This is a genomic window from Amycolatopsis sp. La24 (assembly GCF_029087445.1).
Taxonomy (GTDB): Bacteria; Actinomycetota; Actinomycetes; order Mycobacteriales; family Pseudonocardiaceae; genus Amycolatopsis; species Amycolatopsis nivea.
In genome coordinates this window covers 263,085-284,205 of sequence record NZ_JARACH010000004.1, presented here as the reverse complement: position 1 = coordinate 284,205, position 21,121 = coordinate 263,085, and the positions used below count along the sequence as shown (strand labels likewise).

Annotated in this window: 27 protein-coding genes; 16 read left to right on the top strand and 11 right to left on the bottom strand. The window is 69.6% G+C overall.

The window, feature by feature from the left end:
- Positions 1-220 precede the first annotated feature (220 nt).
- The 9 genes from PUT80_RS08100 (at position 221) to PUT80_RS08060 (ending at position 4,793) form a co-directional block, all read left to right on the top strand.
- On the top strand, positions 221-676 hold the full coding sequence (locus PUT80_RS08100; RefSeq protein WP_275291560.1) for a Na+/H+ antiporter subunit E: 456 nt from the start codon (positions 221-223) through the stop codon (positions 674-676).
- Positions 673-924, top strand: coding sequence for a monovalent cation/H+ antiporter complex subunit F (locus PUT80_RS08095; RefSeq protein ID WP_037810694.1), 252 nt, complete (start codon positions 673-675; stop codon positions 922-924). The genes PUT80_RS08100 and PUT80_RS08095 overlap by 4 nt, the downstream gene beginning before the upstream one ends.
- Complete coding sequence (locus tag PUT80_RS08090) at positions 921-1,220, top strand: monovalent cation/H(+) antiporter subunit G (RefSeq protein WP_037810692.1); 300 nt, start codon at positions 921-923, stop codon at positions 1,218-1,220. Before PUT80_RS08095 ends, PUT80_RS08090 begins: the two co-directional genes overlap by 4 nt.
- Entirely contained in the window at positions 1,217-1,453 is a 237-nt protein-coding gene (locus tag PUT80_RS08085; protein ID WP_116204707.1) for a DUF4040 domain-containing protein, read from the top strand. Before PUT80_RS08090 ends, PUT80_RS08085 begins: the two co-directional genes overlap by 4 nt.
- A complete protein-coding gene (locus PUT80_RS08080) occupies positions 1,450-2,163 on the top strand; it encodes an MnhB domain-containing protein (protein WP_275291559.1) in 714 nt (237 codons plus the stop codon). Before PUT80_RS08085 ends, PUT80_RS08080 begins: the two co-directional genes overlap by 4 nt.
- Positions 2,160-2,513: an NADH-quinone oxidoreductase subunit K gene (locus PUT80_RS08075; RefSeq protein WP_078870357.1), complete on the top strand. Its 354-nt coding sequence runs from the start codon at positions 2,160-2,162 to the stop codon at positions 2,511-2,513. The genes PUT80_RS08080 and PUT80_RS08075 overlap by 4 nt, the downstream gene beginning before the upstream one ends.
- A gap of 2 nt (positions 2,514-2,515) precedes the next feature.
- Positions 2,516-4,297 carry a complex I subunit 5 family protein gene (locus tag PUT80_RS08070; RefSeq protein WP_275291557.1) on the top strand — a complete coding sequence of 594 codons (1,782 nt, stop codon included), beginning with the start codon at positions 2,516-2,518 and terminating at the stop codon, positions 4,295-4,297.
- A gap of 71 nt (positions 4,298-4,368) precedes the next feature.
- Entirely contained in the window at positions 4,369-4,626 is a 258-nt protein-coding gene (locus PUT80_RS08065) for a pyridoxamine 5'-phosphate oxidase family protein (RefSeq protein WP_275291556.1), read from the top strand.
- Complete coding sequence (locus PUT80_RS08060) at positions 4,623-4,793, top strand: hypothetical protein (RefSeq protein WP_275291555.1); 171 nt, start codon at positions 4,623-4,625, stop codon at positions 4,791-4,793. The genes PUT80_RS08065 and PUT80_RS08060 overlap by 4 nt, the downstream gene beginning before the upstream one ends.
- Positions 4,794-4,801: 8 nt before the next feature.
- Here PUT80_RS08060 and PUT80_RS08055 read toward each other — a convergent pair whose 3' ends face one another.
- A complete protein-coding gene (locus PUT80_RS08055; RefSeq protein ID WP_275291554.1) occupies positions 4,802-5,047 on the bottom strand; it encodes a DUF2795 domain-containing protein in 246 nt (81 codons plus the stop codon).
- An 18-nt stretch (positions 5,048-5,065) separates the two neighbouring features.
- Here PUT80_RS08055 and PUT80_RS08050 point away from each other — a divergent pair, with 18 nt between their 5' ends.
- Entirely contained in the window at positions 5,066-5,425 is a 360-nt protein-coding gene (locus tag PUT80_RS08050; RefSeq protein ID WP_051173257.1) for a VOC family protein, read from the top strand.
- Between the two features lie 37 nt (positions 5,426-5,462).
- Here PUT80_RS08050 and PUT80_RS08045 read toward each other — a convergent pair whose 3' ends face one another.
- From PUT80_RS08045 to PUT80_RS08025, 5 genes are read right to left on the bottom strand one after another with little or no spacing between them, the layout of a single operon-like run.
- Positions 5,463-7,337: an AMP-binding protein gene (locus tag PUT80_RS08045; RefSeq protein WP_275291553.1), complete on the bottom strand. Its 1,875-nt coding sequence runs from the start codon at positions 7,335-7,337 to the stop codon at positions 5,463-5,465.
- Positions 7,303-7,803 carry a flavin reductase family protein gene (locus PUT80_RS08040; protein ID WP_275291552.1) on the bottom strand — a complete coding sequence of 167 codons (501 nt, stop codon included), beginning with the start codon at positions 7,801-7,803 and terminating at the stop codon, positions 7,303-7,305. Before PUT80_RS08040 ends, PUT80_RS08045 begins: the two co-directional genes overlap by 35 nt.
- Positions 7,796-8,563, bottom strand: coding sequence for an enoyl-CoA hydratase/isomerase family protein (locus PUT80_RS08035; protein WP_275291551.1), 768 nt, complete (start codon positions 8,561-8,563; stop codon positions 7,796-7,798). Before PUT80_RS08035 ends, PUT80_RS08040 begins: the two co-directional genes overlap by 8 nt.
- Positions 8,560-9,372 carry an enoyl-CoA hydratase/isomerase family protein gene (locus PUT80_RS08030; RefSeq protein ID WP_134669284.1) on the bottom strand — a complete coding sequence of 271 codons (813 nt, stop codon included), beginning with the start codon at positions 9,370-9,372 and terminating at the stop codon, positions 8,560-8,562. The genes PUT80_RS08035 and PUT80_RS08030 overlap by 4 nt, the downstream gene beginning before the upstream one ends.
- On the bottom strand, positions 9,369-10,541 hold the full coding sequence (locus PUT80_RS08025; RefSeq protein ID WP_275291550.1) for an LLM class flavin-dependent oxidoreductase: 1,173 nt from the start codon (positions 10,539-10,541) through the stop codon (positions 9,369-9,371). The genes PUT80_RS08030 and PUT80_RS08025 overlap by 4 nt, the downstream gene beginning before the upstream one ends.
- 117 nt (positions 10,542-10,658) lie before the next feature.
- Here PUT80_RS08025 and PUT80_RS08020 point away from each other — a divergent pair, with 117 nt between their 5' ends.
- Positions 10,659-11,417, top strand: a complete 759-nt coding sequence (locus PUT80_RS08020) for a creatininase family protein (protein ID WP_275291549.1) — start codon at positions 10,659-10,661, stop codon at positions 11,415-11,417.
- A 9-nt stretch (positions 11,418-11,426) separates the two neighbouring features.
- Positions 11,427-12,023 carry a TetR/AcrR family transcriptional regulator gene (locus tag PUT80_RS08015; protein WP_043839820.1) on the top strand — a complete coding sequence of 199 codons (597 nt, stop codon included), beginning with the start codon at positions 11,427-11,429 and terminating at the stop codon, positions 12,021-12,023.
- A gap of 490 nt (positions 12,024-12,513) precedes the next feature.
- On the opposite strand, the gene PUT80_RS08010 is transcribed toward PUT80_RS08015, so the two are convergent.
- Positions 12,514-13,497, bottom strand: a complete 984-nt coding sequence (locus tag PUT80_RS08010) for an SMI1/KNR4 family protein (RefSeq protein WP_275291548.1) — start codon at positions 13,495-13,497, stop codon at positions 12,514-12,516.
- A gap of 85 nt (positions 13,498-13,582) precedes the next feature.
- Positions 13,583-15,085: a leucyl aminopeptidase gene (locus PUT80_RS08005; RefSeq protein WP_275291547.1), complete on the bottom strand. Its 1,503-nt coding sequence runs from the start codon at positions 15,083-15,085 to the stop codon at positions 13,583-13,585.
- 102 nt (positions 15,086-15,187) lie between these two features.
- On the opposite strand from PUT80_RS08005, the gene PUT80_RS08000 reads away from it, so the two are divergent.
- Together PUT80_RS08000 and PUT80_RS07995 are read left to right on the top strand one after the other, a co-directional pair.
- Positions 15,188-16,045, top strand: coding sequence for a sulfatase (locus PUT80_RS08000; RefSeq protein ID WP_134733549.1), 858 nt, complete (start codon positions 15,188-15,190; stop codon positions 16,043-16,045).
- On the top strand, positions 16,038-16,664 hold the full coding sequence (locus PUT80_RS07995) for a DUF402 domain-containing protein (RefSeq protein WP_134733547.1): 627 nt from the start codon (positions 16,038-16,040) through the stop codon (positions 16,662-16,664). Before PUT80_RS08000 ends, PUT80_RS07995 begins: the two co-directional genes overlap by 8 nt.
- A 10-nt stretch (positions 16,665-16,674) precedes the next feature.
- Here the strand turns inward: PUT80_RS07995 and PUT80_RS07990 are convergent, their stop codons facing one another.
- Entirely contained in the window at positions 16,675-16,977 is a 303-nt protein-coding gene (locus tag PUT80_RS07990) for a hypothetical protein (protein ID WP_037809519.1), read from the bottom strand.
- Between the two features lie 96 nt (positions 16,978-17,073).
- Here PUT80_RS07990 and PUT80_RS07985 point away from each other — a divergent pair, with 96 nt between their 5' ends.
- The gene (locus PUT80_RS07985; protein ID WP_037809520.1) at positions 17,074-18,177 is read left to right on the top strand and encodes a branched-chain amino acid aminotransferase; all 1,104 of its coding nucleotides are present in this window, start codon (positions 17,074-17,076) and stop codon (positions 18,175-18,177) included.
- A 66-nt stretch (positions 18,178-18,243) separates the two neighbouring features.
- On the opposite strand, the gene cobT is transcribed toward PUT80_RS07985, so the two are convergent.
- Complete coding sequence (gene cobT / locus PUT80_RS07980) at positions 18,244-19,314, bottom strand: nicotinate-nucleotide--dimethylbenzimidazole phosphoribosyltransferase (RefSeq protein ID WP_037809521.1); 1,071 nt, start codon at positions 19,312-19,314, stop codon at positions 18,244-18,246.
- A 79-nt stretch (positions 19,315-19,393) separates the two neighbouring features.
- On the opposite strand from cobT, the gene PUT80_RS07975 reads away from it, so the two are divergent.
- Positions 19,394-20,086 (top strand): IspD/TarI family cytidylyltransferase, encoded by a 693-nt coding sequence (locus tag PUT80_RS07975; RefSeq protein ID WP_037809523.1) that lies wholly within the window; start codon positions 19,394-19,396, stop codon positions 20,084-20,086.
- On the opposite strand, the gene PUT80_RS07970 is transcribed toward PUT80_RS07975, so the two are convergent.
- The gene (locus PUT80_RS07970) at positions 20,087-21,076 is read right to left on the bottom strand and encodes an aldo/keto reductase family protein (protein WP_037809525.1); all 990 of its coding nucleotides are present in this window, start codon (positions 21,074-21,076) and stop codon (positions 20,087-20,089) included.
- Between the last annotated feature and the right edge of the window lie 45 nt (positions 21,077-21,121).

The following is a 21,121-nucleotide window of genomic DNA, read 5'->3' as shown; positions in this document are numbered from 1 at the left end:
GGACAACAGTGGAACGCGCTGGTGCGACGCCAGCCACACCAGCACGCCCACACACCCGGCCCCACCCGCAAACCCACCAACAACATCAACAAACCCAACACAAACAGAGACTCGGTGGATCCAGGTCTGATTCCCGCAAGGAGCCCTTCACGGACGGCTGGCGGAAGCCGCGCCGGATTGGCGGGTCTCCGAAGTGGGTAGCCCCTGCCCGAGGTGAGACATGCGCGCTGCGATCGAGATTCTGCTGTGGTGGCTTGCCCTGACCGGGCTGTGGACCCTCACGCTGTCCACCCCGTCCGCACCGGAACTGATCGTCGGCGTCGGTGCCGCGGCGGTCTGCGCGATCACCGCCCGTTCCGCACGCCGGGCGATGCACGGTGCGTGGCAGCTCAAACCGAACTGGCTCACCTGGCTGGCACCGCTGCCCAAAGCCGCCGTCAGCGAATCCGTCGCCGCATTGCGCATGGTCTTCCAACGACCCTCCGCCGGAAAGTGCGAAAAAGTCACCGTCCCAGCCGAACCGCGCGCGCAGCACGAAGCACGCCTCGCCATCGCGACAGTGGTCGTCGGCTGCACTCCGGGCGCAATGGTCGTCGCGAGCCCGCCAGACGACACTGACCTCGTCATCCACCGGCTGCTCCCCGGCTCCTCGACCCTCGATCGGGTGACGCGATGACGTGGCTGCTCCTCGCCGCACTGCTCCTGATGGCAGGCGGTCTCGGCACCGCGTTGTGGCTCGCCGCCCGGGGCACCGCGATCGAGCGGCTCGCCGGGATGCAGTTCGCCGGCACCGTCACCATCCTGACCCTCCTGCTGCTCGTCCAGGCGTACGGTCCGTCCAGCGCCGTCATCCTCCCCTTGACGCTGACCGTCCTCGCCTTCGCCGGAACGCTCGTCTTCGCGCGGCTCCTGGGGACCCGATGACCCTCGCCGCGCAGATTCTCGTGTTCGCCGGGGTCTTCGTCGTCCTCGCCTCGGCCGTGGGCCTGCTGCGCGCGAAAGACCTGCTGACCCGCCTGCACCTCCTCACCCCCGCGACCACGCTCGGCGCGCCGCTCATCGGGGTCGGGCTGGTCCTGGTCAACGGCGTCCATCTCGGCTCGGGCGCGATCCTCGCGACGGTCGTCCTGCTGGCGGTCACCAGTCCGATCCTGCAATCGGCCAACGCCCGGCTCGAAGCCCGCCACCGCGGCGAGATCGACGAGGACCTCCCCTCATGACAGCCGCCGTGCTGCTCGTCGCCCTCGCACTGGTCGCCGCGGCCGGTTTCGCCGTCGTCGCGACGCACGACCCGAAGCGGCAAGCGATCACGCTCACGGTGTTTTCCCTCTGTCTCACGGTACTTTTCGTAGTTTTCCAAGCCCCGGACGTCGCGCTGTCCGAACTCGCCGTCGGCGCGGCGATCGTCCCGCTGCTCGTCCTGCTGACCCTGCGGAAGACGGGGAAGCGATGAGGCCCCGCGACGTCGTCGGAGCCGCCGGGCTGGCCGGGGTCGCGGCGCTGTTCATCGCCGCGTTCACCCGGATGCCCGCCGCCGGGTCCGCGAGCCACGTCTACCGGGATCTGGTGCTGCCGATGGGGTTCCGGGAAATCACCCCGAACCTGGTGTCCTCGATCAACTTCGACCTCCGCGCGCTCGACACCCTCGGCGAGGAAACCATCGTCGCCGCCGCGGTCGTCGGCACGCTCGCGCTGCTGCAACCGCCCGAGAAGGAGCCGGAAACGGACGGGACCGGCTACGTCCTGCCCGCCGTGAAGCTCGCCGGTTTCCTGCTGCTGCCGGTCTCGGTGCTGCTGGGCATCGACATCGTCGTGCACGGGCACCTGACGCCCGGCGGCGGTTTCCAAGGCGGCGTCGTCCTCGCCACCGGCTGGCATCTGCTCTACCTCTCCGGCAGCTACCGCGCGCTCGCCCGGCTGCGCCCGATCGACTGGTGCGAATACGCCGAAGCGGCGGCCACCGGCTTGTACGTCGTGACCGGCTTGCTGGGACTCGCCATCGGCGGCTCGTTCCTCGCGAACATATTGCCACTCGGCCAATTCGGCTCGCTGCTGTCGTCCGGGACCGTCCTCGTGCTGAGCGTGCTGATCGGCATCGAGGTCGCCGCCGGATTCGTCGTCCTGCTCTCGCGGTTCTTCGTGCACGGGCTGGAGGAACGGTGACGGGCGTGGTGTCGGCGGCCTGCTACGGCGTGGCGGCGTGGCTGTTGCTGCTCGGCTGCGCCGGGATCATGCGCAGCCGCCATCTCGTGCACACCGTGGTCTCGCTGTCGGTCGCGCAATCCGGCACGTATGTCCTGCTGCTCGCGATCGGCTACCAGGACCAGGCCACCGCCCCGATCGTGTCGCAGGGGCAGGCGCAGCCGGTGGTCGACCCGATGGTGCAGGCCATGACGCTCACCGACATCGTCGTCTCGGCGACCATCACCGCGCTCCTGCTCGCGCTGACGCTGCAGATCTCGCGCCGCCACGGCACGGTCGATCCCGACGAACTGCGGGCCCTGCGCGGCTGACCATGACGACCCTGCCCGCACTCGCCATCGCCGTCCCGCTGCTCGCCGCCTGCCTGCTGCTCGGCCTCGGCGGCAAACTCCCCCGCGTCGTCGTCGACGTGACGGCCACGGTGACCGCGGCGGCGGTGTGCGTACTGTGCGTGGTCCTGCTGACCGCCGCGCACCACGAGCGGGTGGTCAGCTGGCTCGGCCGCCAAGGTCCGGAAGGCACCCGCTCGGTCGGCATCGTGCTCGTCGCGGACGGGCTGAACACGACGTTCGCCGTGCTGGCCGCGTTCCTGACCGTCTGCGCGCTGCTCTACAGCTGGCATTACTTCGAGGCCGTCGAAGCCCGCTACCACGCGATGATGCTGCTCTTCCTGACCGGCATGATCGGCTTCCTCTTCACCGGCGACCTGTTCACGCTGTTCGTGTTCTTCGAGCTGATGAGCGGCGTCGCCTACGCGCTGACCGGGTACCGGATCGAGGAGGCGGACTCGGTGCAGGGCGCGCTGAACTTCGGCGTGGTCAACTCGCTCGGCGCGTACTTCACGCTGATGGGCATCGGCCTGCTCTACGCCCGCGGCGGCCAGCTCGGGCTCGCTCAGCTGGGCGTCGCGCTCGACGGCCGTCCGGCGGACGCGCTGGTCATCGCCGCGTTCGTGTTGGTGTGCACCGGATTGCTGGTCAAAGCCGCGAGCGTGCCGTTCCATTTCTGGCTCGCCGACGCGCACGCCGTCGCTCCGACGCCGGTGTGCGTGCTGTTCTCCGGCGTCATGGTCGAACTCGGCCTATATGGCGTGCTCCGCGTCCGCACGACCGTGTTCGGGGCGGTGCTCGACGACGCCACCGTCAGCCGGATCTACCTCACCGCCGGGATCGCCAGCGCTGTCCTCGGTGCCGTGCTTTGCTTCACCCAGCGGCATCTCAAACGCTTGTTGGCCTACTCGACCATCGCCCACATCGGACTGTTCCTCTGTGGACTCGCCGCCACCGGTGGCGAAGCGACCGCCGCGTTCGTGCTCTCCGTGCTCGGACACGCCGGAGCAAAGGGCGCGCTGTTCCTGCTGACCGGCGTGTTGAAGGACCGCTATGGCAGCGTCGACGAAGACGATCTCTTCGGCCGCGCAACACATTCACGGACCGAAGCAGTGCTGTTCCTCATCGCCGCAGCAGCTCTCGCCGGGCTGCCGCCGTTCGGTCTGGCGCTCGGCAAAGACGCCGCCGAAAACGCCAGTCCGGAGTGGCTGATGATCGTGTTCGCGATCATTTCCGCCCTGACCGCCGCGGCGGTGCTGCGCGCCGGGCTCCGAGTCTACTTCGGACTCGGCAGGCCGCCCGACGACGATTCCGAGGACACGACACCCGGTTCCGGCGAAGAGCCCGAGACGGGCCGGCCGATCGAACGCACCCCGATCCCGATGCTGGCCGCCATCGTCGTCCTGCTCGCTTTCGCGCTGGCCGCCGGGATCGTGCCGTGGATTCGCGACGTCGCCGCGGCCGCCGGTGCGCAGGCGGTCGACCGCGCGGGCTACCTCCACGACGTCCTGCCGACACTGCCTTCGCCGCTCCCCGCGACGGCGCCCGAACTGTCCTGGACCGGCCCCGGCCTGCTGTCCGCCGCCGCGACCGCCGTCCTCACCCTCTCCGCCACCGCACTCGCGCTGTGGTCGCGACGCCGGGCCCCGAAACCGGTGCACGAAGCCCTCACCGTCCTGCACCGCGCGCACTCCGGCCAGGTCGGCGACTACGTCGCGTGGCTGCTCGCGGGCGTCGCCGTCCTCGCCGGGCTGGTCTGGCTCTGACGTCGCGTTTACCCGCCGGTCAGCCGGGCTACCCGCAGGGCGGCCCGTGACGTCGACCGTGAGGAGTTGCCGTGCCCGCCAGCACCGCCGACGGCCCGAAACTGCTGCCCGAAACCGAAGAGCTCGCCACCGGCAAGAACTTCGCCGCGGTCACCACGGTGCTGCCGAGCGGCAGGCTGCAGACGCAGATGATCTGGGTGCACGTCGAGAACGGCAGGATCGTGCTCAACACCGAAACCCACCGGGCGAAGTACCGCAACGTCGGATCACCGTCCTCATCCGCGACGAGCAGGACCCGTACCGGTACGCGGAAGTCCGCGGCCGCGTGACCGGCATCGAGACCGGCGAGCGAGCGCGGTCGCAGGTGGACCAGCTCGCCCGCAAGTACACCGGCGGCGACTACCCGCCGGACGCGATCAAGTCCGAGCGCGTCATCCTCCAGGTCACCCCGGAGCGGCAGACGTTCATCGACCAGAAGAAAGGCGTCGCGGACTGAGGCGGCCCTCACCCGTGCGGGTCGATGTCGTCGCCGAGCAGCCGGTGCACCGCGTCGAGGTTCTCGTACCGCTGCTCGGGCAGCTTGCCGAGATGCCCGATGACGTCGTCGCCCGCCCCCTTCGCGGCAGCCCGGCGGAGGAGCTCGTCGCGCTCGCACGGGTACTCGACTTCCGTTAAATACTCCCGGACGTCAGACATGGCGCTCCCTTCCTCGGGTTCTCCCTCCGGCATACCCGCCCGCTCCGGGATCATGCGGGTTAGGCTCGACTGGTGAACGAATCCCCGGAACCGGCCAAGATCGGGAACGTGCTGCATCCCGTCGCCGACGTCAGCTCAGCCGTGCGGTTCTACGCCACGACCTTCGGCCTGTCCGCGAAATTCGTCGACGGAGACCGCTACGCAGCCCTCGACGCAGGCGGAACGACCCTCGCCCTCGCCGGTCCGGAAGAGGACGTCACCGACGGGGTTCCGGCCGCGTCGTTCAAGGTGCCTGACGTCGCCGCCGCGCTGACCGCGCTGGTCGCCGGTGGTGGAACCGTTGTCCGGCAAGCGGAACAGGGCCCGCACGAAGTCCGCGCGGTGGCCCGCGATCCCTGGGGCAACACCATCGTCGTCTACGGACCTCAATAACAGAGCCGCAGCGGGACCATGTCCCGCTGCGGTTCGCTTACCGCGGCCTCCGTACGTGGTCCGCGATCGCCGCGTCGTCGTCCGCGCCGTACATCTCGTCGATCAACCCCGCGAACGAACCCACCACCGCCGCGCGCTTGACCTTCCCGTTCGCCGTCCGCTCGCCTCGCGCAGCTTCCAACGGCCGCGGCAGCACCCGGAAATCCTTCAGCTGCTCCGCCCGCGCGAGGTCCGCGTTGACCCGCTCCACCTCGGCCCGCAAGCGCCGGTCCAGCTCCGCGCTCGCGGCCGCGCCCGGTTCGATCAGGACGGTCAGGTACTTCCGCCCGTCGCCGACCACGATCGCTTCCTCGATCAGCACGCTCTCCTTCAGCCGGATCTCGATCGGCTGCGGGTCGACGGTCTTGCCGCCCCGGGTGATGATCACGTCCTTCTTCCGCCCGATCAGCCGGATGTCCCCGTCGGCGGTCCGCTCCATCAGGTCGCCGGTGCGGAACCAGCCGTCCTCGAAGACCGCTTCGGTTTCCCCGGGGTTCCGCCAGTACCCGCTGAACAACAACGGCGCGCGGATCAGCATCTCCCGGTCGCCGGCGATTTTCACCTGGTAGCGCGGGTCCGCGAACTCCCGGCCGATCCGCCCCGGGCGCGGGAACGGCTGCCCGAACTGCCCGATCGGGCACCCGCCGGTCTCGGTGAGCCCGTAGTTCTCGCGCAGGTCGAGGCCCCAGATCTGCCACAGCGCCACGACGCTTTCCGGCATGGCCGCCGAAGCCGTCCACGCGACGCGCAGCCGGTCCATGCCGAGACTTGCCCGCAGCGGAACGAAAACTGCCCGAACCGCGACGGCGTAAGCAATCCTCAGCGGCACCGGCGCACGACGGCCGGACCACCGCCGCTCAGCCATCCGGCGGCCGATCCGCATCGCGGCCCGGTACGCGAGGCGGCGGATTCCCGTCCAGGACTCAGCGAGGGCGATCAGCTCGGCGGCGAGCTTCTCGTAAAACCGAGGCGGCCACAGCACGACCGTCGGCCGTACCGCGCGCAGCACCTCGCCGTAGTCCTCGATCCGGCAGAAGGTCACGACCAACCGCGTGTGCAACGGGGTGAAAACGAGCAGCACCGCGGGCGCGACGTGCGCCAGCGGCAGGAACCCGACGACGTCGTGCCGCGCGGTCCGGCTTTCCGGGTAGAGGCCGATGACGCTCTGGATCGCGTGCTGGAGCGTGCGGTGGGAATGGGTGACGCCCTTGGGCACCCCGGTGGAGCCGGACGTGTAGAAGAGGACGGCCGGGTCGTCGAGCGTCGTGGCGGCGATCAGCTCGGCCAACGCGTCCGGCTCCCCGGCCGCGCGCAGGTCGTCCCAGCTCACGCCGGTGATCCCCGCTGGCAGGCCCGGTGGGGCCGCCTCGATTCCGGCGACCAGCCGCAGGTCCGGAGTGTTCCCGGCGATCTTCGCGACCTTGGCGAGCTCCGTTTCCGTCTCACCGATGAACGCGACCGCCTCGCTGTGCGCGAGCACCTGCTCGATCTCGGCAGGCGAGTTGGTCGGATACACCCCGATCACGACGCCGCCGACGCTCTGCACCGCCAGCGCGGCGAACACCCATTCCGGACGCGCGCTGCTCATCACCGCGACCCGGTCGCCGTGCCGGACCCCCTGCGCGACCAGGCCGAACGCGAGTTCGCGCACCCGGTCGAGGTAGGTCCGCCAGGTGATCGCCCGCATCGCCCCGCCGCGCGAATACCGCAGCGCGACGGCGTCCGGCTCGCGGCGGGCGCGCTCCAGCAGCAGGCCCGGCAGCGTCCGCTCCGGTTCGAACTCGGTCAGCTCCATGACCAGCCCTTTCTTCCCGCCGCGAGCCCGGCTCCGGCGGCGCTCACGCGGCACGCTCGCCGAGGTGGAGGAAGTCACCCCGGTACCACGTCACGGGCCGCCCGCCGCCGACCCGCGCCTCGCGCACCCCGCCGATGAGGATCACGTGATCCCCGCCGGGCACCGCCTGCTCCAGTTCACAGTGGAGGATCGCCGCCGCGTCCGGAAGGAGCGGATGGCCCTGGTCGTCGAACTCGAAGCTCCCGTACGCGAACTTGTTCTCGCCCTTCGTGGCGAACCGCGTCGCCAACTCGGCGTGCGCGGGAGTCACCACATTCACGACGAACCGCTCGGCCGCCATGAACACCGGGAAACACGTCGCGCCCCGGTCGAGGCACACGAGCACCAGCGGCGGATCGAGCGACAGCGAAGCGAAGGAACTCGCGGTGAATCCGTGCAGCGTGCCGTCCTCGCCGCGGGTCGTCACGATCGTGACGCCGGACGGGAAACGGGACAACGCCGAACGGAAGACGGCCGGGTCCAGATCGTGCGATACGTCAGCCATTCCATGCCTCCCGGGCAGCTCGTGCGGCAGGGTCAGTGAAAACTGTTCGCGCGTCGGCGGCCGTGACCCGCAGTTGCTTCTCGTCCGGCCAGCCGGCGGTTTCCTGGAGGAGAGCCAGTTTCAAGGCCGCGAACACCGCGGGCGGTTTCGCCGCCGCCGCGCGTGCCTGTGCGGACGCGGCCTCCAGCAACTCCCCCGGTTCCACCACTTCGTCGACGATGCCCAGCGCTTTCGCCTCGGACGCGTCGACGGATTCGCCGCCCAACAACAGCCGCCGGGCGCCACGGTCGCCCAGCACCTCGCGGACCCGGACGATCCCTTTCACCGCAGGCAACATTCCGTGGTCGACCTCGGGGAAGACGAACCGCGCTCGCGATGACGCGTAAACGAAATCGGAGAACAACGCCATCTCGATCCCGCCGCCGACGCACCAGCCGTTCACCGCGCACACCAGCGGCCGGGGATACTTCTCCAGTGCGCAGAGCAGTGCGTGGAACGCGATCATCCGCTCGGCCATCGACTCGGCGTCGTAACCGACCGCTTCCTTGAGGTCGCCGCCCGCGCAGAAGAACCGGTCGCCCGCGCCGGTCAGGACGACGGCGGGAGCGTTCGGGCCACGGGCGAGGTCTTCCAGCGTCGTGGTCAGCCGGCTGATCAGCGAGTTGCTGAGCGCGTTCGCGGGCGGACGGCTCAGGGTCAGGACCACCGCGCCGTCCGTTTCCCCGGACAGCTGGACGCCGCTGAGCGAAGCGGTGGTCATGTCGCCGGTACGCCAGAAGCGGACGGAAAGACCGGCGCCCGCTTTTCCCGGAACGCTTGGCGCGCTTCCCGGTAATCTGCTCCGGCGAAGTCGAGAATTTCCAGCGCACCGGACAACTCGTGCTGCGGCAACGCATTCGTGAGCCACATGTTGAGCGCGCGTTTCGTGAACCGGAGCGCCTGCTGCGACCCCTGCGCGAGCTGAGTGGCGACCTCCAAGGCACGCGGGAGCACTTGTTCGCGAGGCACGGCCAGGCTCACGAGCCCGATCCGTTCAGCTTCCGCTCCGGTCAGTTTTTCCGAGGTCAGCACGTAATACTTCGTCTTGGCCATCCCGACCAGCAGCGGCCAGATCAACGCGGCGTGGTCGCCCGCGGTCACGCCGACCTTGGTGTGGCCCTCGATCAGCACCGCGTCTTCGGCGGCGATGCTGATGTCCGCGAGCAACGCCGTCGACAGGCCGTAGCCGACGGCCGGTCCGTTGATCGCGGAAATGATCGGCTTTTCGATCCGGAGCACCGTCGAAATCCGCCGGCGCTCGGATTCCAGCATCGCGAGCGCCGCTTCCGGGGTCGGATCGGGTTCGCGCACGTCCATTCCGGTGCAAAACGCCTTGCCCGCCCCGGTCACCACGACGACTCGCGTCTCGTCGTCGCGCTCCACGTCGGCCCAGATCTCGCTCAGCTCGTCGAACATCGGCATGAGCAGCGCGTTGTACCGCTCGGGTCGGTTGATCGTGATCAGCAGGACGCCGTCGGCCGGGCGCTCGACGAGCACGTTTCCGCTGCCGTGCTGGTAAAGGTCGCTCATCGGACTGCCTCCGCGGTCTGGTTCTCGGACTGGAACCGGCGCAGCGCTTCCTCGTGCGCCGGACGCGCGGCGCGGATGCCGGCCAGCACGTCGTCGGCAGGGCGCACCACGTTGCGCGGATGCTTGAACCGCGGGATCACGTACTTGCCGAACAGTTCGATCGACCGCATCAACTGGTCGTGCGGGAGACTGTCCACTCGCAACACCAGCGACTCCACGCCCATGTCCGCGTACCGCTGGACGTGCTCGGCGCAATGCTCCGGGTCGCCGACGAGGAAGCCCTGCGAGCGCTCGAACAGGTACTCCTCGTCGCTGAAATCGACGTCGTTGATCGCGCCCATGTAGGCGTAGTCCTGGGAAAGCTTCGCCAGCCGCCCGTACGCGTCGGTGGAAAGCTTGGACATCTCGAACAGCGGCCGGGCCTGTTCGCGGGCCAGCGCGGTCGTTTCGGCGCAGTGCATGCCGCCGCTGACCAGCACCATCTTGCGCGGCGTGATCGGGTACGGGTGGGTGGTGGCGGCGAGGGTCTCGTCGTAGAGCTTCAGCATGTTCTCGACGAGGTCGTAGCCGAGGTAGAACCCGCCCATGATCGCGCCGATGCCCATCGCGGCGGCAGTTTCGACCGAACTCGGGCTGCCCGCGGCGACCGAGATCGGCGGATACGGCGCCTGCAACGGCTTCGGCACCAGGCTGCGCGGCGGGATCTTGTAATGCTCGCCCACGAAGGAGAACGGATCGTCGAGGAACGCCCGGCGAATCAGCTCGATCCCTTCGCGCCACTGGGATTTGTTCTCCGTCGGGTCCACCTCGAACGCCCGCAGCGCGAGCGTCGTGTTGCCGCGGCCGGTGCCGAGTTCGATCCGGCCGTTGGACAGGATGTCCTCGGTCGCGATCCGTTCCGCGACGCGCAGCGCGTGGTTCATGCGTGTCGGCAGCAGCGTCACGAGGTGGATGAAGCGGATCCGGCTCGTGAGCGCCATCAGGTACGGGTAGAGCACCTCCGGCGCGGACACGGTCGCCGTCCCGATGGCGACGTGCTGTTCGGAACTCCCGAACGCGTCGAAGCCGACCTGCTCGGCGAGCAGCACCTCCTCGACCAGTTCTCGGTAGCGGTGTTCGTGGGTGAGCCCGACCGGGGTGTCCCCCTCCGACATGAGGATGAAGTCCATGATCGCCCCTTCCAGCCGATGTTATTGCCCGATAACATAAGACGCAGCGAACCCGTGGTCAAGGCTCTACCGTGGAGGAAACGTGTTACTTGCTACTAACTTTGCCTGGAGGAAGGCATGAGCGAGCTGCGGATCGAGCACCTGACCTCGCCGGAAGTCGCCGACGCTCTGGCGAGCGGCATGCGGACCGCGATCCTCCCGCTGGGAGCTACCGAACAGCACGGCGCGCACCTGCCGCTCTCAGTCGACAGCGACCATGCCGACCGGCTAGGCGTGCTCGTGGCGGAGCGGCTTGGTGATGCGCTCGTCCTGCCGACCGTGCGCCTTGGCTGCTCCGCCCATCATCTCGGCTTCCCGGGGACGCTGTCGGTGCGACCAGAAACACTGGAAGCTATCTGTTTCGACTGCTGCGAAAGCCTTGCTGTACATGGTTTTCGCCGGGTGTTGATCTTCTCCGCGCACATCGGCAACTATCCGCTGCTGAGCGAGATCGAGGCGAAGCTCTCCTCACGTCTGGCTGCTGAGCTGGATGTGGTCGCGTTCGCCGACTCGGCCGCGGTGCTCGATGCCTGGCGCACTGCCGTCGCCGATCTAGCCAGCCAAGTCGGCGGACATGCCGATGTCGCCGAAAGCTCGATCATGCTCGCACTTCGGCCGGAGGCGGTGCGCGCTGATCGTGCCACTCCTGGCCTTGCTGAGCCGATGGACGATGCCCTGCTGGCTCGGGTATTAACCGGAGGCGTCAAGGCGGTTGCTCCGAACGGGGTGCTCGGCGATCCGCGCGGGATGTCTTCCGACCTGGGCTTTGCCTGCCTCAGCGCGGTCGCGAACCTGCTGGCGGAGTACGCGGCGGCTCGTTATCGGCCTCTCACCTAGACTCGGGTCATGACGAGCTCATCTCGCGCCGCGTCGCCGCGTTCCTCGCGCAGGCAGACGCTGATCAAGGTCGCCGGCGAGTTGTTCCACGAGCGGGCTTTCGACGCGGTCACCACCGAGATGATCGGTGCGCGGGCCGGCGTTACCGGGCCTGCTCTTTACCGGCATTTTCCCAGCAAGCAGGCGTTGCTGATCGCGGTGCTCGAGGATCCGTTGAAGGATTTGCTGGCCAATGCGCGCGAGACTGCGGCGGAGGTTACTGATCCGCGTAAGGCGCTCGAGGCGATGATCGACTATCACGTTACGCGGAGTCTGCAGAACGTGCCTTCTACGTTGGTGTTCTTGAAGAATGAGCACAACGTGCCCGAGGAGGAACGGCATCGGATGCGGCGGATGATGCGGCTCTATGCCGAGGAGTGGAGTGCGCTGGTGGAGCGGTTGCGGCCGGATTTGTCGGATGCGCAGAATCGGGTGTTGACACATGCTGTGTTTTCTATGATTAATTCGGTGCCGCAGTTTAATAGCGGGCTGGATGTGGAGAGTGTGGCGTCTACGATTCGTACTGCGGCGGTTAATGCGTTGCTTGTTCCTGCTGGGGGTGTCTGATCTCCTGGGGGTCTCGGCTCGTCGCCTGGCGGCGACATCGGGCGTTGGTTGCGTGGGGCACCCCGAAGTTTGATTGTGCTGACGGTTCGGGGGTGCTTGTCAAGGCGGGAAAGATGCCTTGACAAGCACCCCCGAACCGCAGGGGAGCTTCGTATCGGGGTGCGGGGGAGGGCTGGGTGTCTCGCTTGTTGGGTGCATCGGTTGCGGTAGAGGGGCTGGGTGTCTCGTTTGTTGGGTGCGTCGGCTGCGGTTCGGTGGGTGGGTAGCGCCCCAATGTGGCATTGGGTGCGTTAGATGCACCGAATGCCGCATTGGGTGCGTGGGATGCACCGAATGCCGCATTGGGTGCGTCGCGGTCCGTGAAGGGCTCCTTGAGGGAATCTAGGTCCGTGAAGGAGCCCTTCACGGACCGGTGGCTGGTCGTGAGGGGGACCCTGGGGGAATCTGGGTTCGTGAGGGTGGCCCTCACGAACTTTGGTGGCTGGGTGAGTCAAGCGCTCGCTTCCAGCAGCCGGTGGTGGTGTTCCAGCAGTGCGCGAAACGATGCGTGCGCGGTGCTGCCGTAGGTGAGGTCCACTTCGACTGTTCGCCAGCTGTCACCGGTGTGGGTGAGCAGGATTGTCGCGGGGTCGGAGATGATCACGACGGATCCGTCGGCGCGCAAGTCTCGGGCGGGCAGCAGGCGGGGGAACACTACGTCCGCGGGTAAGCCGTCTGCGAGTGTCAGGAACTCGCGGTAGTCGTCGGGCAGGCGGAGGCCGAGGCGTTGTTCGGCGGCGGCTAGGTCTGCGGGTGGCGTCGGGGCGGGGGCGCGTTGTCCGCGCAGGCGGAGGATCGCTGCGATCAGTTCTGCGAGGCTGGCCGGGCCGGTCGGGTGGCGTTCGCGCAGGGCGGCGATCAGTGCGCCTGCGCATTGGTCCGGCCATTCGGAACCGAGGGCGAGTGGGTCTGCGCCGTTGACCAGTTGGGTGGCTAGCGGGCGGGTGGCGGCGAGGGTGGCGACGTCTGGGGTGGGGTGGTTTTCCACGAGGGTGGCCCATGCGTCGAGGTCGGCGGCGGCGAGTGCGTCGCGTATCGGGTCGGGGCGCTTGGGGGCGATCGCGGAGACTGCGCCTGCGACTGGTGAGCCGTCGAAGAGACCGTCCAAATCGGACACTCGGCGGGCGAGGAAAGCTTGGTGGGCTTGCTCTTCTGCGTCCAGGTCTAGCGGGACGAGGGCGTCTGCCCATTGTGGACGGTCGCCGCGGGCTTCGAAGAGCATTGCCCAGGCGCGGGCGTGCACGGCGTCCTCGGCGAGGGCGGACGTTGGGCGGCCGGTTACCGCGTGCCATTGCGTGACAAGGCGGTCGGAGGCGTCGGTCGCGCCTGCGGTGGCCAGGAGGAGTGCGGCGTGGGCGATCCTGCGGTCAGCGGCGGCCTCGTCGGCGGTGAGCACGTCGCGGACGGCGGTTTCGAGGTAGTCGTCGCGCTGCATGTCGCGAGCGTGCCACACGGCCGCGGACACGACGGAGGCCCCGCACCGGGCGTGGGTGCGGGGCCTCCGGAGTCAAAGAGGTCGATCAGCCCTGGTCGGCGATGTCCGCCAGCACCGCGGCGATGGTGCGGACCGGGATGCCGGTGCCGCCCTTGCCGGTGTAGCCCCACGGGCTGCCGGAGTTGAAGGCCGGGCCTGCGACGTCGAGGTGTGCCCACGGCAGGTCCGCGGGCACGAACTCGCGCAGGAACACGCCCGCGACGAGCATGCCTGCCCAGCGCTGGCCGGTGACGTTCGCGATGTCGGCCAGGCGCGAGTCCAGGTCGGCGCGCAGTTCGTCGGGCAGCGGCATGGCCCAGCCGCCCTCGCCGGTGGCCTGCATGATGCCCGCGACGCGGTCGCGGAACTCGTCCGAGCCCATCACGCCGGAGATCCGGTTGCCCAGCGCGACCACCTGCGCGCCGGTCAGCGTGGCGGTCTCGATCAGGTAGTCCGGGTTCTCCTCGGCCGCCCGCACGATCGCGTCGGCCAGCACGAGGCGTCCCTCGGCGTCGGTGTTGAGCACCTCGACGGTCTTGCCGCCGTACATGGTCAGCACGTCGCCGGGACGGTAGGACGTGGCCGAGGGCAGGTTCTCCGCCAGCGGGATGTGCGCGGTGACCTCGAGCGGGTACTTCAGCTTCGCGGCCAGCACGACCGACGCGAGCACGGCGGCCGCACCCGACATGTCGGAGGTCATGTGGTCCATGTTCGCGGCGGGCTTCAGCGAGATGCCGCCCGAGTCGAAGGTGATGCCCTTGCCGACCAGCGCGACCTTCTTGCGCGCCTTGGCCGGCTTCCAGCTGACCCGCAGCAGGCGCGGCGGCCGCGACGAACCGCCGCCCACGCCGAGGATGCCGCCGAAGCCCTTGCGCTTGAGCGCCTTCTCGTCGAGCACCTCGAAGTCGAGGCCGTTCTCGTCGGCGAGCTTCTTCGCGCGGTCGGCGAAGGACGCCGGGAACAGGTCGTTCGGCGGGGTGTTGATCAGGTCGCGGGCGATGATCACCGACTCGGCGATGAACCCGGCCGCCTTCAGCGTGGCCTTGTGCTCGCGCGCGGTGCCCTCGGCCGGGCTGACCAGGTCGGCCTTCGCCAGCGGGCCCTCGCCCTTCTCCGAGCGGTACTCGGTGAAGACGTACGCGCCCAGCGCGATGCCTTCGGTGGCGGCGTGCAGGTCGAGCGCCGACAGCGTGACGAACGCGCGCTCGGTGCCGTTCAGCGCGCGGGCCGCGGCACCGGCCGCGCGGCGCACCTGCTCGGCGGTGATTACGCCGTCCTGCGGCTTGCCGAGGCCGACCGCCAGCACGACGCCCGCGGGCAGCTTGCCCAGCGTCGGCAGCTTCACGATCTCCTCGGCCTTGCCGGTCGCGCCGAGCGTGCCCAGCACCTCGGCGAGCTTGCCGTCGAACGCCGCGTCGGCGACCTCCGCGCCGGCGGCGAGCTCGAGGCCGCCCTCGCCCTGGAGAGTGCCGATCACGACGACGTCGGCGCGGGTCTTGCCCAATGCCGCACCCGTGTTCTCGGAGAGGGCAAGCTTCGGCACGGTCACTTCTGGCTCCTCGCGACGTCGCGGTGGCGCCGGGCGATCTGCCCGGTCGATCGTGAGCCATGCTAATGACAAAGCCATCCGGACGGGGGAAGGGGGATCGCGGTGCGGCTCGCGGGAGCACTCCTGGTGACGCTGGCGGCAGGCGCCGCCGGGGCCGGGTTTTGGGTGCTCGGCGGGGTTTTGCTCGCCGCGCTGATCGCGGTCGCGGCTTCCCGGCTGCCCGCGCTCGGCGATGATCCGGCCGCCCGGATCGCCGGCGGATTATCCCGGCTGGCCCAGATCGTCGTGCTCGCGCAGGCCTTCGGCGCGTACGTGTTCCCAGTGCAGCCCGGATACGCCGCCGCTGCGCTCGTGGTGTTCGTCGCGGCGGCGGACTTCGCCGGGCTGCGGCTGCCGGACCTGCTGGTCAAGTGGGTGCTCGGGGTGCTGCTGGCCGCCGCGGCGGTGCTCGTGGCGATGTGCCTGGCGGTCGCTCCGGTTGCGCAAACGGGCGGAATCGGCACGCCGCCGGTGGCCGGGATCGTGGTCGCGGCGTTGTTCCTGCTGCCGTTCCTCGTTCCGGAACCAGGGGAGCGGAGCACCGGACGTGCGCTCGTGCTGAGTCTGGTCGCGGTGGCGGTCACGGCGGTGACCCTGCTGCAGCTGGGTCCGGTCCGGCTCGGACTGTCCGGGACCGCGATGCGGGATCTGCTCTCCGCGGCGGACGCCGGACAGCTCCAGCCGTTGCTCACGGTGATCGCAGTGCTGGCGACTCTTCCCTCGGCATTCACGACTTTCGTCGGTGCTCGACAGCGGTTTGCGCCGTCTGGCGGGGCTCCGGTCGCGATAGCCGCGGTGCTGGCAGCGGTAGCCGCGGCGTTCGTTCCGCTGCCGGCGGTACTGCTCGTGGCGGGCCTCGGCGCGGTGGCGGAACTGCTGCTGCGGGTGCGGGTTCGCCGCTACCGTGGCGTCCATGACTGAGCACCGCTGGGCGCCGGGACAGACAGTCGTCGAACGTTTCGTCCGCCCGGACGGCAGCATCGGCCAGCATCATCCGCTGCGCGTGCTCTCCGACGACGGCGAGACGCTGCTCGGCTGGCTCCCGGTCGGCACGCCGATCGTCGGCAGCAGGCTCGCGGACGGCCGCTCATTGCGGGAAGCGCCGCTGGAACAACGGTTCCGCGAGCCGCGCGTATGCGTGCCGGACATCTGGCACGGCTCCTCGACGCTGCGGCTGATCCCCGAGCGGGCGTGGTCGTCGGTGTGGTGGTTTTTCGAGCCGGACGGCCGGTTCCGCGACTGGTACGTGAACCTCGAACTGCCGCGCGGGCGCACCGAAACCGGCCCGGACCGGATCGACGGCGTCCTCGACCTGGTCGTGACGCCGGGCGCGGGCTGGGAATGGAAGGACGAGGACGAAGCGGAGGCGGCCCTCGACGCGGGGCGGTTGACCATCGCCGACCTCGACCAGTTGCGTGCGGAAGGCGAACGGATGGGCGCGCTGGCCGAGCGGGGCGCGTACCCGTTCGACGGCACGCACACCGATTTCCGCCCGGACCCGGACTGGCCCGCTCCGGCGCTGCCCGCCGGGCCGTGCTGACCGCTGCCGCTTACTGGGCCAGCAGGACCAGCGCGATGAACAGCACGATGTTGACGACGAGCAGGATCACCACGGATTTGGTCGGCAGGTTCTTGGTGATCACCTTGCCGTGCAGGTTCTTCCACCAGTAGATGCCGAATCCGGCGACGACCAGTCCGAGGAAGAAGCCGAACCCGCTCGAAAGCAGGCCCCAGCCGACCATCCCGAGCAGTCCCGCGCCGAAGGTCAGCAGGGCGGCGGCGCCGAAGGTCTTGACGTCCGGCCCGGCCCCGGGCCCGGTTTGGCGTGCTGGTTGAGTGCTCACGCCGACCATCGTAGTGGGGTGACGCTGCGAGCGCGGGACAGTGCGGCGAGTAAAACCACAGGACTTCCGACTAACGTGCTTCCGACCAAGCGCTATCGTTTACGCATGACCACAGCGACGCAGTTCACCCACGTTCCGAACCCGAGCCCCGCGAGTCCTGAACGCGTCGCCGAGGTACTTGCCAAGCCGGGGTTCGGCACGCATTTCACCGACCACATGGTCACCGTGCGCTACAGCACCGAGAAGGGCTGGCACGACGCCAAGGTCGGGCCGTACGAACCGTTCACCCTCGACCCGGCCACGTCCGTGCTGCACTACGGGCAGGCGATCTTCGAGGGCCTCAAGGCCTACCGCCAGCCGGACGGCACGATCGCCGCGTTCCGGCCGGACGCCAACGCGCAGCGGTTCCGCGATTCCGCCGAGCGGCTCGCGATGCCGCAGCTGCCGGTGGAGACCTTCGTCGACGCGCTGCGCGAGCTGATCGCCGTCGACGAGCGCTGGGTGCCGACCCGCCAGGGCGACTCCCTGTACCTGCGCCCGTTCATGATCTCCACCTCGGCCGGCCTCGGCGTGAACAGCCCGGCCGACGAGTACGTCTTCGCGGTGATCGCCTCGCCGGCCGGCTCGTACTTCAGCGGCGGCGTCAAGCCGGTCAGCGTGTGGCTGTCCACCGAGTACGTGCGCGCGGCCCCCGGCGGCACCGGCGCGGCGAAGTGCGCCGGCAACTACGCGGCGTCCTTCGTGGCGCAGGCGCAGGCCGTCGAAAAGGGCTGCGACCAGGTGGTGTGGCTGGACGCGGTCGAGCGCCGCTGGGTCGAGGAGATGGGCGGGATGAACCTGTTCTTCGTCTTCGGCTCGGGCGACGACGTCCGCGTGGTCACCCCGGAGCTCACCGGTTCGCTGCTGCCGGGCGTCACCCGGAAGTCGTTGCTGCAGCTGGCGAAGGACGCCGGGCACAAGGTCGAGGAGCGCCGGATCTCCACTGACGAATGGGAGAAGGCGGCCGCCTCGGGCGAACTGACCGAGGTGTTCGCGTGCGGCACGGCGGCGGTCATCACGCCGGTCGGCCACGTGAAGCACGGCGGCGGCGAGTTCTCGATCTCCGGCGGGCAGCCGGGCCCGGTCACCATGGCCCTGCGCGAGCAGCTCGTCGGCATCCAGGAAGGCACCCGCCCGGCCCCGTCCGGCTGGATGACCCCGCTCACCTGAGGTTCTAGCTGTCCGTGAAGGGCTCCTTGCGGGAACCGGATTCCCGCAAGGAGCCCTTCACGGCTTTCAGGACGTGAGCGGGCCGGAGACGCCGGATTGCTCGTGCGTGGTCATCTCGGCGAGCACGCGGCTGGCCATCATCAGCAGCGGCAACGCGGTGACCGCGCCGGTGCCTTCGCCGAGGCGGACGTCGAGGTCGAGCAGCGCCCCGAGGTCCAGGTGCTCCAGCGCGAGCGCGTGCGCGGGTTCGCCGGTGAGCTGACCGGACATCCACCAGCGGCGCGCGCCGGGCGCGAGTTCTTCGGCGACGAGCGCGGCGGAGCAGACCACGAGCCCGTCGAGCACCACCGGCGTGCGGCGAACCGCTGCCTGCGCGAGAAAGCCCGTCATCGCGGCGATATCGGCCCCCGAGGACGTCCGCAGCAGCGCGAGCGGGTCGGCCAGCACCGCGCGGGCCCGGCGCAGCGCGTCGCGGACCGCGGCGGCCTTGCGCATCCAGGTGTTGTCGTCGATGCCCGAACCCCGGCCGACCACGGCGACCGGTTCGCTGCCGGTCAGCGCCGCGACCAGCACCGACGCCGGGGTGCTGTTCCCGATCCCCAGGTCGCCCGCGATCAGCAGGTCCGCGCCGCCGTCGACCTCCGCGTCGGCGATCTTGCGGCCGGCTTCGACCGCGGCGCGCACCTCGGCGTCGGTGAGCGCGTCCTCGACGTCGATCGAGCCGGAACCGCGGCGCACCTTGAACTCGCCGATCGACCGCATCGCGGATTCCTCGGTGTCCACGGCCATGTCGACCACGCGCACGCCCGCGCCCGCCGCCGCGGCGAGCACGTTGATCGCCGCGCCGCCGGTCAGCATGGTCCCGACGAGCTGCGACGTGACCTCCCGCGGATACGCCGAGACGCCCTTCTTCGCGATGCCGTGATCGCCGGCGAACACGACGACGCGCGGGCGGGTGAACGGCCGCGGCGGCGCCTGGCCCTGGCACGAAGCGATCCACACGCCCAGCTCTTCCAGCCTGCCGAGCGAGCCCGCCGGTTTGACGAGCTTGTCGTGCAGCGCGATCGCGCCCGACCGGGCCAGGTCGCTCGGCGGTTCGATCTCGCCGAACTCGATGCCCGTTTCGCCGGTGTCCACAGCCAGGTTTCCTTTCGCCGCTGGGCGTCCCGGCGCCCAACCTACCGCCGCGCGGGCAGGGCCCTTAGGGTCGGTCGGCGTGCGGGAATCGACGGCGGCCGGGGTCGTGCTGGCGAGTGGTGCGGGGACCCGGGTCGGGGCCGCGCTGAACAAGGTCTACCTGCCGGTCGCGGGCAGGCGGGTGGTGGCGTGGTCGCTGGACGCGTTCGCCGCCGTGGCCGGGATCGGCGTGCTGGTGCTGGTGATCCGGCCCGAGGACGCGCCGCTGGCCGAGGAGGTGCTGGCCGGGACGAGCGCTCCGGTGGAGATCGTGACCGGCGGCCCGACACGGCAGGCCTCCGAGCTGAACGCGCTGCGCCATCTCGCGCCGCGGATCGCCGACGGGACCGTGGATTCCGTGCTGCTGCACGACGGGGCCCGGCCGTTGGTGACGCCGGAGCTGATCGCCGCGGTGCTGGAACGGACCAGGGAAGACGGGGGAGCGGTGCCGGGACTGGCCGCGGACGACGTGGTCTCGATGGCGGGACCCGACACGGTGGCGGGCCCGCTGCCCGGCGCGATCCGGGTGCAGACCCCGCAGGGCTTCCGGGCGCAACCGCTGCTCGCGGCGTACGAACAGGCCGCCGAGGAAGGGTTTCTGGGCACCGACACGGCTTCGTGCATGGAGCGGTTCTCCGCGCTGCCGGTGCGGTGGGTGCCCGGCAGCGCGGAGAACGTGAAGATCACCTATCCGCACGACCTCGCGGTGGCGGAGCGGTTCCTGCTGCGCTGATCAGGGGGAAACGGTGAGCGCCGGGTCGGTGACCACGACGTCGCCCAGCGCCTCGTCGATCGCCGTGAGCAGCTCCGGCTCCAGCTTCACGCCGGCGGCCTTGACGTTGTCGTGCACCTGCTCCGGCCGCGAGGCCCCGATGATCGCCGACGCGACGTTCGGGTTCTGCAGCACCCACGCGACGGCCAGCTGCGCCATCGACAGTCCGGCGTCGGCCGCCAGCGGCTCCAGCTTCGCGACCGCGGCGAGGGTCTTCTCGTCGAGGAAGCGCTTGACCATGTTCGCGCCGCCGTTCTCGTCGGTCGCGCGCGAACCGGCGGGAAGCGGCTGGCCCACCTTGTACTTGCCGGTCAGCACGCCCTGCGCCACCGGCGACCAGACGATCTGGCTCAGGCCCTCGCGCTCGGAAGCGGGCACGACCTGCGATTCGATGACGCGCCACAGCATCGAGTACTGCGGCTGGTTCGACACGAACGGGATCTTCAGCTCGCGGGCGAGCGCCGCGCCGCGGGAGATCTGCTCGGCGTTCCATTCCGAGACGCCGATGTAGAGCGCCTTGCCCTGGCGGACCAGGTCGGCGAACGCCTGCATCGTCTCTTCCAGCGGCACCGTGCGGTCGAACCGGTGCGCCTGGTAGAGGTCGACGTAGTCGGTGCCGAGCCGCTTGAGCGACGCGTTGGCCGACTCGAGGATGTGCTTGCGCGAGAGACCCTTGTCGTTCGGGCCCTTCGGGCCGGTCGGCCAGAAGACCTTGGTGAAGATCTCCAGGCTCTCCCGGCGCTGCCCCTTCAGCCCGCGCCCGAGCACCGACTCCGCGGCGGTGTTGGCGTAGACGTCAGCCGTGTCGAAGGTCGTGATGCCCGCGTCGAGCGCCGCCTTGATGCAGGCTTGCGCCTGGTCCTCCTCGACCTGGGACCCGTGGGTCAGCCAGTTGCCGTAGGAGATCTCACTGATGTTGAGGCCGCTGCGGCCGAGACGTCGAAACTCCATGCCGACAGCGTAAACGTTTCGTTCGCGAGGCTAACGACCTGTGTG